The sequence below is a fragment of the Arthrobacter sp. 1088 genome (genome assembly GCF_031455315.1).
GTDB lineage: Bacteria > Actinomycetota > Actinomycetes > Actinomycetales > Micrococcaceae > Arthrobacter.
In genome coordinates, this window is sequence record NZ_JAVDSM010000011.1 from 121435 (window position 1) to 133406 (window position 11972).

11 protein-coding genes and 1 pseudogene are annotated in these 11972 nt (G+C 60.1%); 6 read left to right on the forward strand and 6 right to left on the reverse strand.

Annotated elements, in window-relative coordinates:
• Positions 1-28: 28 nt before the first annotated feature.
• The 6 genes and pseudogenes from gyrB to dnaA all read right to left on the reverse strand — a co-directional run bounded on the left by gyrB (position 29) and on the right by dnaA (position 8251).
• Complete coding sequence (gene gyrB / locus J2Y41_RS17785; RefSeq protein WP_224165935.1) at positions 29-2107, reverse strand: DNA topoisomerase (ATP-hydrolyzing) subunit B; 2079 nt, start codon at positions 2105-2107, stop codon at positions 29-31.
• 338 nt (positions 2108-2445) lie between these two features.
• Entirely contained in the window at positions 2446-3000 is a 555-nt protein-coding gene (locus J2Y41_RS17790) for a DUF721 domain-containing protein (RefSeq protein WP_224094502.1), read from the reverse strand.
• Positions 2987-4180, reverse strand: coding sequence for a DNA replication/repair protein RecF (gene recF / locus J2Y41_RS17795; protein ID WP_309930406.1), 1194 nt, complete (start codon positions 4178-4180; stop codon positions 2987-2989). The genes J2Y41_RS17790 and recF overlap by 14 nt, the downstream gene beginning before the upstream one ends.
• A gap of 23 nt (positions 4181-4203) precedes the next feature.
• Positions 4204-5115: pseudogene (gnd, locus tag J2Y41_RS17800) on the reverse strand (phosphogluconate dehydrogenase (NAD(+)-dependent, decarboxylating)); the annotation flags it as partial.
• Between the two features lie 15 nt (positions 5116-5130).
• Positions 5131-6255 (reverse strand): DNA polymerase III subunit beta, encoded by a 1125-nt coding sequence (dnaN, locus tag J2Y41_RS17805; RefSeq protein ID WP_309930408.1) that lies wholly within the window; start codon positions 6253-6255, stop codon positions 5131-5133.
• 574 nt (positions 6256-6829) lie between these two features.
• Positions 6830-8251, reverse strand: coding sequence for a chromosomal replication initiator protein DnaA (gene dnaA / locus J2Y41_RS17810; RefSeq protein ID WP_224094500.1), 1422 nt, complete (start codon positions 8249-8251; stop codon positions 6830-6832).
• A gap of 465 nt (positions 8252-8716) precedes the next feature.
• On the opposite strand from dnaA, the gene rpmH reads away from it, so the two are divergent.
• From rpmH to rsmG, 6 genes are all read left to right on the forward strand, one after another.
• Positions 8717-8854, forward strand: a complete 138-nt coding sequence (rpmH, locus tag J2Y41_RS17815; RefSeq protein ID WP_011776797.1) for a 50S ribosomal protein L34 — start codon at positions 8717-8719, stop codon at positions 8852-8854.
• Between the two features lie 41 nt (positions 8855-8895).
• Positions 8896-9306, forward strand: a complete 411-nt coding sequence (gene rnpA / locus J2Y41_RS17820) for a ribonuclease P protein component (protein ID WP_309930412.1) — start codon at positions 8896-8898, stop codon at positions 9304-9306.
• A 79-nt stretch (positions 9307-9385) separates the two neighbouring features.
• The gene (gene yidD, locus J2Y41_RS17825; protein WP_309930502.1) at positions 9386-9739 is read left to right on the forward strand and encodes a membrane protein insertion efficiency factor YidD; all 354 of its coding nucleotides are present in this window, start codon (positions 9386-9388) and stop codon (positions 9737-9739) included.
• A gap of 16 nt (positions 9740-9755) precedes the next feature.
• Positions 9756-10730 carry a membrane protein insertase YidC gene (yidC, locus tag J2Y41_RS17830; protein WP_309930414.1) on the forward strand — a complete coding sequence of 325 codons (975 nt, stop codon included), beginning with the start codon at positions 9756-9758 and terminating at the stop codon, positions 10728-10730.
• A complete protein-coding gene (locus J2Y41_RS17835; protein WP_309930416.1) occupies positions 10730-11281 on the forward strand; it encodes a R3H domain-containing nucleic acid-binding protein in 552 nt (183 codons plus the stop codon). Before yidC ends, J2Y41_RS17835 begins: the two co-directional genes overlap by 1 nt.
• A 6-nt stretch (positions 11282-11287) precedes the next feature.
• A complete protein-coding gene (rsmG, locus tag J2Y41_RS17840) occupies positions 11288-11938 on the forward strand; it encodes a 16S rRNA (guanine(527)-N(7))-methyltransferase RsmG (RefSeq protein ID WP_224165928.1) in 651 nt (216 codons plus the stop codon).
• Positions 11939-11972: the final 34 nt, after the last annotated feature.

Below are 11972 nucleotides of genomic sequence, written 5' to 3' on the forward strand. Positions count from 1 at the left end.
CTCTGGAATATCTACGCCTTGTAAGGCACTAGATATCCAGGAACCTGACGTCCTTGGCGTTCTGCTGGATGAAGTTACGGCGCGATTCGACGTCCTCGCCCATCAGTACCGAGAAGGTCTGATCGGCAGCCAGGGCATCGTCCATGGTGACCTGCAAAAGAGTGCGGCGGTCCGGGTCCATGGTGGTGTCCCACAACTCGGTGTAGTCCATTTCACCAAGACCCTTGTAACGCTGGATTCCGTTGTCCTTGGGAAGGCGCTTGTTCATGGCCGCCCCCTTGCGGATGGTGTCGTCCCGTTCGCGATCACTAAAGACGTAGTCGTGGGCGGCGTTGGACCACTTGATGCGGTACAGCGGCGGCTGCGCAAGGTAGACGTACCCGTTCTCAATCAGCGGGCGCATGTAGCGGAACAAGAGCGTCATCAACAGCGTGGTGATGTGCTGGCCGTCAACATCGGCGTCTGCCATCAGGACGATCTTGTGATAGCGCAGCTTGGCGATATCGAAATCTTCGCCAATGCCGGTGCCGAACGCTGTAATCATGGACTGGACTTCGGCGTTGCCGAGTGCCTTGTCCAGGCGAGCACGTTCCACGTTAAGGATCTTGCCCCGCAACGGCAGGATGGCTTGAGTCTCGGGGTTGCGTCCCCGCTTGGCCGAGCCACCTGCGGAGTCACCCTCCACCAGGTAGACCTCGCAACGCGAAGGATCCTTGGAAGAGCAGTCGGACAACTTGCCCGGCATGCCGAAGGATTCCAGCGGGCTCTTGCGGCGGGCATTATCGCGCGCCTTGCGGGCAGCCATACGTGCCTGCGCAGCGGAAATGGCCTTCCGGATGACGTCACGGGCAGGACCGGGGTTGCGCTCCAACCAGTCGCCCAACTGGTCCGTGACAACGCGCTGGACGAAGCCCTTGACCTCTGAGTTGCCCAGTTTGGTCTTGGTCTGGCCTTCAAACTGGGGCTCGGAAAGCTTTACCGAGATGACGGCCGTCAGACCCTCACGGATGTCATCACCGGTAAGGTTGTCTTCCTTTTCCTTGATGATGCTTTTCTCCCGCGCGTAACGGTTGATCAGCGAGGTCATCGCAGCGCGGAAACCTTCTTCGTGGGTTCCGCCCTCGTGGGTGTTGATGGTGTTCGCGTATGTGTGGACACTTTCGGAGTACGCGGTTGTCCACTGCATTGCGACCTCGACGGCGATGTGGCGCTCAGTGTCTTCGGTTTCGAACGCGATGACGTCCTCGTGGACGATCTCCACCTTCTTGCTCGAGTTCAGATGCTTGACGTAGTCCAACAAGCCGTCCGGGTACTGGTAGACCACTGTGCGGTGCTCGGCGGCAACTTCACCTTCGGTGGCGACGGCGTCGAGATCCAGATCGTCCTCACCTTCCCGGGCCACGGGACGTTCGTCGGTCAGGGTGATCCGCAGGCCCTTGTTGAGGAAGGCCATCTGCTGGAAGCGCGCACGGAGCGTCTCGAAGTCGAATTCGGTGCTCTCGAAGATGGTGCCATCAGGGTAGAACGTCTGTGACGTCCCTGTTTGGTCCGTCTCTTCTCCCTTGACGAGTTCGCCCTGGGGCTTGCCGCCGTCTGCGAATGACATGCGCCAGACGTGGCCCTGGCGACGAACTTCCGTGTTCACCCGGCGGGACAATGCGTTCACCACAGAGATACCCACGCCGTGAAGACCACCGGAAACCGCGTAACCGCCGCCGCCAAACTTACCGCCGGCGTGCAGGATGGTCATCACGACTTCGACGGTGGGCTTGCCCTCGGTGGGGTGGATGTCAACAGGGATGCCACGGCCGTCGTCAACAACCTGGACACCGCCGTCTGCGCGGAGCGTAACTTCAATGTGCGTGCAGAATCCGGCCAGAGCTTCATCGACAGAGTTATCCACCACTTCATAGACCAAGTGGTGCAAACCGCGCGGACCGGTGGAACCGATGTACATACCGGGACGCTTGCGTACCGCTTCAAGGCCCTCCAGGACAGTGATGTCGCTGGCACCATACTCCCTGGGGGTTTCCGCGGGCGTGTCAGGCTTAGGAACAGTGTCCTCTTCGGGCTCTACTGCCAAGGTCTCTGCATTGTCGTTAGCCACAGGCGCTTTCGACTCCTCTGTATTCGATGACGGCCGTTCCCCTTGAAGGCTGCGGCAAACCGAGGCCTTCAACGAGCACGTGACTGATTGCGCCGATTACTCCGACGAAGAGGGCCCTGGAACCCACGAAAGTGTTTCCAGGACCCCGACGACGTTTCACCGGCGCTCAGTGATCTACGCCAATTCTATCGTGGAAATGCCGGAATCCTTGCAAATACGGGGGCAGCCGAGAGCTGAATGTGCCTATGGGAGGCCACTGGCCCTATCTGAAACGGCCCTACGGTGGTCCTGATGGGGGCCTATACGACTCGGGGGCGTTGAAACGCCCTGCACGCCGTTTAGCCGTACGTGTCCCGGGGTCCCCGACCGTTGACGCTGCGCCCACCTTTGCGCCAACTTGGCGCAGACGGACCGAGCACGTGGATGCTGGTCACCACGCCTTCCCCCAGTTCATTCCGGAACATCTCCAGCAGGCTTGTACTGAGCAATCGCAATTGGGTTGCCCATGCCGTGGAGTCGCAACGGACATGAAGTGTGGTGTCAGTAAAGCTCTCCGGCGTGCAGTGCGCAGAAATGTCCGCGCCCACCAACGTTTCCCACTCGGCCATGACCGAGCCAACGGCCACGGGCGACGTCCAACCACGTTCTGCCACCAACCGGCCAACGACCTTCCCCAGGCCCAACGGGTCACGTCCGGTCCCATGAAACTGGGTAAAACCCCTGGTGTCGCGAAGGCCCTTGCGTTTAGGCGCGGATCCGGGGCGGGGAGCCCGCTGCCTGACTTCGCCTCGGGCCGCTGCGGCCTCCCGCATCCGGTTCAGCGCGGCTTGGGCAGCATCGATTTCGTCCGGATCGCGGCCGGGTTGAAGTCCGTCGGGGCTATCCTTCGCCATCGATGCCTCCCGGAACAACGGTTATACGCCGCCCGGCCAGCTCCTCGGGAATATCGGCGATGACGGCGGCCGTGACGAGTACCTGTTCGGCACCGGCCACTATTGCTGCCAGTTTACGCCGGCGCTGGACATCGAGTTCTGCAAAGACATCGTCAAGAATGAGGATCGGCGCGGTACCGCCGGTACGCGCATCATCCAGCATGACGTAGTAGGAAGCGAGGCGCAGCGACAAGCACATGGACCACGTTTCACCGTGTGAAGCGTAGCCCTTGGCCGGTGCTTGCCCAAGCACGAGCTCCAATTCGTCCCGGTGCGGGCCCACCAGGGAGATGCCCCGCTCCAGTTCCTTCTTGCGGGAGGCGGCGAAAGCCTGGACGTAGCGCTCAGTGAGTTCGTCAACCGACAACAGCCTGAGGTCCTCGCCCGACGCCGAAGGTTCCGTTGGGCGATCGGCCGGCCCGCCGTCGTCGTCCAGTACGCCCTGGATGGTTGAGCGGTACACCGCGCCGGCGTCTTTGGAACCGTCAGTGAGCTGCGTGTAGGCACTGTTCAGGTGCGGGCGGAGCCGTTCCACAAGTTCCAGCCGCGCATGCAGGAGTTCTGCACCGGCCCGGGCCATATGCTGGTCCCAAACATCCAGCGTGGCCTCATGGCCTGCAGTAAATTTGCCCGTCCGGGCCGATTTCAGCAGGGCGTTGCGTTGCTTCAACACTCTGTCGTAGTCGCTGCGGGTGGCCGCGTGGCGCGGAATCAGGCTAACCAGGAGCTCGTCAAGGAAGCGTCTGCGGTTGGAGGGATCGCCCTTGACCAGCGCCAAGTCCTCAGGCGCAAAGAGGACTGTCTGGCAGATGCCCAAAATGTCCCTGGCACGCACCGGGTTTCCGCGATTTATCCGGCCGCGGTTTGCCCGGCCTGCATTAATTTCCACCTCGATAACCGTGGACTGCTCGCCGCGCACCAACTTTGCCCTGATCATTGCGCGTTCGGCGCCGAAGCGAAGGAGTGGGGCATCCGTACTGACACGGTGCGAGCTCAGGGTTGCCAAATATCCGATGGCTTCCATGAGGTTGGTCTTACCGATCCCGTTCGAGCCCACCAGGACAGTAACCCCGGGGCCGAGCTTCAGGTCAACCTGTGAGTAGCTGCGGAAATCGGTCAGCGAAAGATGTTCAAGATACACGCCGTCTGCTGGACTCCTGCGGCCTAGTTGGCCGGACGTGTGGCGTGTCCGCCAAACTGGTGGCGCAACGCTGAAACCATCTTCATGGCCGGTGAGTTGTCTTCCCGGGAAGAGAACCGGGCAAAGAGGGCCGCTGTGATGGCCGGTGCCGGAACAGCGTTGGCAATTGCCTCTTCCACAGTCCAACGGCCTTCGCCGGAGTCTTCCACGTAGTCATCGATCGAGGCCAGTCCCGGATCCTCGTCGAGTGCTTTGACCATGAGATCCAGAAGCCAGGAGCGCACGACGGTTCCTTTTTGCCAGGCCCGGAAGGTTCCTGGAAGATCCTTCACGATGTCCTTGGCCGCCAGCAATTCATAACCCTCGGCATAGGCTTGCATGAGCCCGTACTCGATGCCGTTGTGAACCATCTTGGCGTAGTGGCCGGCTCCAACCCCGCCTACGTGGACGAAGCTGTCGGCTCGTTCGCCTTCAGGGCGGAGGGCATCGAAGACCGGCATGGCCAGTTCGATGTCTTCCTCAGCGCCGCCAGCCATGAGCCCGTAACCGTTCTGCAGGCCCCAAACACCGCCCGAAACCCCGCAGTCCGCGAAGCGGATGCCTTTTTCAGCGAGTGCAGCAGCGTGTTTCTGGTCCTCAGTGAAACGTGAGTTGCCGCCGTCGATGACTAAGTCGCCCGGGCTGAGCTTTTCGCCGAGTTCGGTGATCACGGCATCGGTGATGTCGCCTGACGGAACCATGACCCAAACGAGCTTCGGAGAGGGCAATGCAGCGATCAGGTCGTCCACGGAAGCGACGTCTGTCACGTCGGGGTTACGGTCGAATCCAGTTACTTCGATGCCACCGTTCCGCATGCGTTCCCGCATGTTGAAACCCATTTTTCCAAGGCCGATCAGTCCGATGTGCACGGGGTGAACTCTTTTCTGCGCTAGTGGATAGGTGGCGGATCGCTAGTTTGGAAGGCGAACCGGCATCACGAGGTAGCGGTAGTCATCCTGGTCTTCGCCATCAGCCTCAGCCTGGGCCGTGATCATGGCTGGTTTGGGGGCGGTGGTGAAGGAGAACCGAACGTACTTCGTCTCGATGACGCTCAAGCCTTCAACGAGGTAGTGCGGATTGAAGGCGACCGTGATGTCCTCGCCGGAGAGCTGGGCTTCCAGTTCTTCGGACGCCTGCGCATCTTCGCCCGTACCGGCGTCGAGGTTCAGCAGACCCTGGCTGAAGGCCAGGCGGACCGGTGTGTTGCGTTCTGCCACAAGCGACACACGACGAACCGCTTCAACGAGTTCCTGTGTTTGGACCGTTGCGTGGATGGGTGTGGAGTCCGGGAAGAGCGAGCGGATTTTGGGGTAGTCGCCATCCACGAGCAGGGACGTGGTGGTTCGGCCTCCACTTTCGAAGCCGATCAGTCGGCTGTCGTCGTCAGCGAGGGCAAGGTTGATGTCGCCACTGCCGCCGAGGGTCTTTGCCACCTCGTTCAGCGTCTTGGACTTGACCAGCGCGCTGGTGGAAATGCCCGGAGTTACAGGTTTCCACGGGACTTCGCGCATGGCGAGGCGGTAGCGGTCCGTAGCGAGGAGAGTGATCATGTCATCCTCGATTTCCATGCGCACGCCGGTGAGGATCGGCAGGGTGTCGTCCTTGCTGGCAGCGATGATCACCTGGGAAACTGCCTGTGCGAAGGCGTCACCTGGCAAAGTGCCGCTGATGGCTGGCAACGCCGGAAGAGCCGGGTACTCCGCCTCAGGCATCGTAGCCAGGTGGAAACTGCTGCGCCGGCAGGTGAGGGTGACTTTGCTCCCGTCGGTTTCAACTTCCACGGGAGCTGAGGGCAGGCTGCGGCAAATGTCTGCCAGGAGACGGCCGGACACCAGAATGGTGCCCTCCGTGGTGATATCCGCCGGGATCTCAAGGCGGGCTGATGTTTCGTAGTCGAAGCTCGAAAGGCTTACCGTTCCTGCCTCGGCTTTGAGGAGGAGGCCGGAAAGCACAGGTACGGGCGGCCGCGGAGACAACGACCGCGCGGTCCACGTAACGGCTTCTGCCAGGACGTCGCGGTCGACTCTGAACTTCACGGAAGGGTGCCGCCTTTCATTGCTGCTGCCAAGTAGTAGCTGCGGATCCCTGCCTGGAACCCGCCAAACCTTTGCTGTCCGATACCGGAACCTGCATGGTCCGCACTCAAGCGAACTACAAACAGACCCAAGGATGGGAGCGCTGCTGACAGCTTAGCCGGAAGATCCGCGATTAACCCATCCCCGGCAGCACTCACCCCTCGTATGTGGATAGCCGGAGGCTGGCCATCGATGGGGTTGATTGGTCTGCCGGCGGCAGACCGGGTGGCGCAGAACGAGATTGTTATTTGAGGGATTTCAATTTTTTGGGATTCGTAGTGTTAATAACTGCTGTGGAAACTGTGGATAACTGGATCTGGCCGCGCGGTTCCGGGGTTAAGCCCTGTTCACGGATTGTGCGTTAACTGGGTTTTAAACAGGGTGTGGATGGGGACAACTCCCAACCCGGTTTTTAACGATCCACAGATGCCTTAAGGGTTTTAAGCCCATTAACCGCGCTTGTCCCCTTAAGTATCCACAGGGTTATCCACACGCACCTGTTAATAAGGTATGTAGTGCGCGGCCGGATGTGGATTCAGGAGTCCCGCTGCTGTTGCTTGATGCGGTTTGTGAGTTCCGTGACCTGGTTGTAAATCACACGACGCTCGGCCATCAGCTCACGGATCTTGCGATCGGCGTGGATGACCGTGGTGTGGTCTCGTCCGCCGAGCTCCTGTCCGATCTTCGGCAAGGACATGTCAGTGAGTTCGCGGCAGAGGTACATCGCGATCTGGCGGGCGGTGACAAGCGTGCGGGTACGGGACTTGCTGCAAAGCTCTTCCATGCTGAGCTTGAAATAGTCAGCCGTCTGGTCCAGGATCTGCTTCGCCGTGATCTCCTGGGCGCCGTCGTCCGTGATGAGGTCCTTGAGGACCATCTCGGCGAGGGCCACGTCCACCGGCTGTCGGTTCAGGCTCGCAAAGGCAGTGACGCGGATCAGGGCACCTTCAAGTTCCCGGATGTTGCTGGAGATCTTGGAAGCGATGTACTCCAGGGCGTCGTCCGGTGCGGACAGTCCTTCGCTGAGGCCCTTCTTGCGGAGGATGGCAATGCGGGTTTCAAGTTCCGGCGGCTGGATGTCCGTCAGCAGGCCCCACTCGAAACGGGAGGTCATCCGGTCCTCGAAGCCTGCCAACATCTTGGGGGGCTGGTCGGAGGTAATGACCACCTGCTTGTTGGCGTTGTGCAGGGCGTTGAACGTGTGGAAGAACTCCTCCTGGGTCCGGTCTTTACCCGCCAGGAACTGGATGTCGTCGATCAGCAGCACATCCACGTTTCGGTACGTGGTCTTGAAGCTGGTGCCTTCGTCATCGCGGATCGAGTTGATGAAGTCGTTGGTGAACTCTTCGGAGTTGACATACCGTACGCGGATTCCGCTGTAGAGGCGACGGGCATAGTGGCCGATCGCGTGAAGGAGGTGCGTCTTGCCGAGCCCCGAGTCGCCATAGATGAACAACGGGTTGTAGGCCTTGGCCGGGGCCTCGGCTACTGCAACCGCGGCCGCGTGGGCGAAGCGGTTGGAGGAACCGATCACGAAGGTGTCGAAGATGTACTTCGGGTTTAGCCGGCCGAATTCATGTGAGGTGCTGGGCGGTGTCGGCTGCGGCTTCGGCTCAGCGGCCAGGTCCGGCATCGTGGAAAGCTCGACGGCGGGTTCCGGCTCTTCGTGAATGGGCACCAGATCGGTGTCAACGTCGATCGCGCAACGGATGTCATCGGAAAAGACGCTGCGGAGAGCGTCGTCAAGGGCGTCCTTGACCTGCGTCTGCAGGACTTCCCGGGTGAGCTCGTTGGGAACGGCGACCAGAAGCGTGGAGCCGATGAGCCCTTGGGCCTGGGCGAGGATGACGAAACCGCGCTGGCGGGGTGTGACCCGGTCGTCCTGTTCCAGAAGGCTAAGCACCCTGCGCCAGGAACTTCCGACAGTATTGGCGTGGTTGGCTTCGTCTACTGTCATCAATCAGTTCCTAAATACTTGCTTGCCGGCGTTGCTGGCAGCCGAAAGTGTCTCCGACTGGCGATGTTTCCGGGGTTAATCCACAGAGTTATGCACAGCGGGTGGACAATGGGCTACTGAGCCACTCTAGGGGATGGAATCGCTAGAAGATAGCTGGGAAGTTGCTTGTGGATAATTACACGGTTGTGGTTCTGATTTGGGCCTTGTGAGCCACTTCATCCACAGGCTGTGAAGCGTCCGTTGACACAGCTGTGGATAGCGGCAGGAATGGCTCCCGGTTTGACTGAGGGTGCCTTTTTGCCCTAACGTTGTGAAGTCCTTTGTGTCCGCTTTTGTGATCAGCTGCATCGACGTACGTTTATCGTGCGGCAGGCAGCGGCGGCAGGCACATACAAAACTTAGCGTCGGCCAGTTCTTCCCCTTTTGATCGGGTGGGCGCACCTTTGATCCACTGGAGTAACTAACGTGAGCAAGCGGACTTTTCAGCCGAATAACCGCCGTCGGGCCAAGAAGCACGGCTTCCGCCTTCGTATGCGCACCCGTGCCGGCCGCGCCATCCTGGCTGCACGTCGCGGCAAGGGCCGCGTCGAACTGTCGGCGTAAATAACTGACTTGTCGGTCAGTGTCTTTTTGCGGGTTCGACGGTGCTAGCCACCCCTAACCGTCTGCGGACGTCTACCGACTTTTCAACAACTGTACGTTCCGGCGTCCGCAATGGACGCCGGAACTTAGTGTTATATACGGCCCCTATCGGGGCCGCGGAGCCGAGTCGAATCGGCTTCATTGTCTCCAAAGCCGTCGGGAACGCCGTGACCAGGAACCTCGTTAAGAGGAGACTGAGAGAAGCAGGCGCACTGTCCTTGCACACGCATGGAACGGGCCTGGCGGTCGTGGTCCGGGCACTGCCCGCAGCTGCATCTGCCAGCTGGGAGCAACTGCTCTCGGATTACAACGCCGCATTGGCAGTGACGACGAAGCGACTGGGTGGATCACTTCCACGCAGCGCTTCGCCAGAACACAACGGCACCACAAGGGAAGGGACACCGCGTGCATGACATAAGCACCGCCGTCGTTCCTTCCTCAGGTGACCCCGCTGGTTTAAGCGAGCCCGTCGGCAAGGTTCCCCACGGCAACCTGTGGGTGGTGGTAGGTAAGTTCGTCTGGGACCTGCCCCGAAATATCCTGATTCTCCTGCTGAAGATGTACCGAAAGGTCATTTCACCCCTGTACGGCCAGGTTTGCCGTTTCTTTCCGTCCTGCTCGGCGTATGCCCTGGAAGCGGTGACGGTGCACGGCGCCATGAAGGGTAGCTGGCTCGCAGCCAAGAGGCTCGCCAAATGCCATCCTTGGAATGCTGGCGGAGTGGACCATGTCCCCGCCGGCCATCGTCATTGGCCGCAAGGCCAGACGCCCACAATTGTTGTACTGAACAACCCGGACCAGTTCCTGGCTGCTCAGGCTGATGAAGAAGGCCGCACTGCGGCCTAACGAATAGGGATATCGTATGGACTTCTTTGGAACGATCATGTTTCCGTTCAAGTGGTTGGTGTCAATCATCATGGTTGGCTTCCACGACGGACTGAGCTTCATCGGCCTGCCAGCCGCCAATGGCTGGACGTGGACGCTGTCGATCATCGGCCTGGTGCTGGTGATTCGTGCCGCCCTGATTCCTGTGTTCGTCAAGCAGATCAAGGCCCAGCGGGGCATGCAGCTGCTTCAGCCTGACTTGAAAAAGCTGCAGACCAAGTACAAGGGCAAGACCGATCAGCTCTCCCGCCAGGCCATGGCACAGGAGCAGATGGCCCTGTACAAGAAGCACGGCACCAACCCGTTCTCCGCGTGCTTGCCCATGCTGATCCAGATGCCGTTCTTCTTCGCCCTGTTCCAGGTGCTGTCTGGTATTTCGACTGCCAAGAACGCTGGTGAAGGCATTGGTGCGCTGAGCCACGATCAGGTTGTTCAGTTCGATCAGTCCAGCATCTTTGGCGCCCCGCTGTCGGCATCATTGCTCCACGGCGGCGCCCCTGGTAGCGAAGTTGCCGTCTGGACGCTTTCCATCATCATGATTCTCGCCATGACTGCCTCGCAGTTCATTACGCAGAAGCAGATCATGGCCAAGAACATGTCCGAGGAAGCTCTGGCCAGCCCGTTCATGCGGCAGCAGAAGATGATGCTCTACATCCTGCCGCTCGTATTCGGTATCGGTGGCATCAACTTCCCCATCGGTGTCCTGATCTACTGGACCACCACCAACCTCTGGACCATGGGACAGCAATTCTTCGTTATCCGCCGCATGCCCACACCTGGCTCGCCCGCCGCGAAGGCACTGGAAGAGCGCCGCGCCGCGAAGGGCCTGCCTCCGCTGCTGGGTGGCAAGAAGAAGGACGACGACGACGCCGAGGCTGCCGCGGCTGCTGCTGCGGCCGAGATCAGGGCCCAGCGCGTCCAGCCACAACGTAAGAACAGGAAGAAGAAGTAATGTCTGCTGAGAGCACTGAAGATGTAACTGCCGCCGAGACTGAGGAACAGGACGACACCCAGGAAGAGTCGCTGTCCAAGACAGCCAGCCGTCTGGAAGAGGAAGGCGACATTGCTGCCGACTACCTCGAGGAACTTCTTGATATCGCTGACATTGATGGCGACATTGACATTGAGGTCCGGAACGGTCGTACCTACATCTCTATCGGAACCGATGAAGAGTCCGCTGCCCTGGATAGCCTTGTAGGTCGCGACGGTGAAGTCCTCGAAGCCCTGCAGGAGCTGACCCGTCTGTCCGTCCTTTCCGCGACTGAAAGCCGGTCCCGTTTGGTGTTGGACATCAACGGTTACCGCAAGGAACGTGCCGGCGTACTTCAGCAGATCGCCGAAGACGCCGTTGCCAAGGTCAAGGAATCCGGTGGGACCGTTGCCCTGGAGCCGATGAGCGCCTATGAGCGCAAGATCGTTCACGACGCCGTCGCTGACCTCGGATTCGTCTCTGAATCCGAGGGCGAGGGCGCCGGCCGTCACATCGTGGTCTCGGCTGACTAGCAGCTCATGGTTGAAATTACCGCAACTGAACTGCAGGCAGCAGAGAAGATCTTTGGGGAGCGCTTGGATCTCGCCAAGCGCTATGTAGAACATTTGGCTACCTCCGGAACCGAACGTGGGCTGATTGGTCCTCGTGAGATCCCCCGCTTGTGGAGCCGCCACGTCCTGAACTGTGCAGTCATCGAGTCAGCCATTGCCATGGACAGCCACGTGGCAGACGTTGGGTCCGGTGCCGGACTTCCTGGGCTGTGCCTTGCAATTGCCCGCCCAGACCTTGAATTGACTTTGATTGAACCTCTGGAGCGTCGAGTCATCTGGCTTCAGGAAGTCGTGGACGACCTTGGCCTGGACAATGTGACCATTATGCGAACCCGCGCTGAACTGGCCGTGGGATTGGTGGACGCAGACGTCGTTACGGCACGCGCAGTTTCTGCGCTTTCCAACCTGGCTGGCCTGACCATCCCCCTGCTGAAGGGCAAGGGGGAGGTTGTGGCAATCAAGGGCCGCAGCGCTGCCGAAGAAATTGAGAAGGCCAAGAAGGTTATCCGTAAACTTGGCGGCGTGGAAACGTCCGTTGTGGTTTGTGGACAGGAGCTTTTGGAGGAACCCACCACCGTGGTGAGGATCATCGTCAACAAGCCCGGAAAGACGGGCTAGTCGCCGCTCGGTTTCCCGCGTGTCGGCGGCTGAG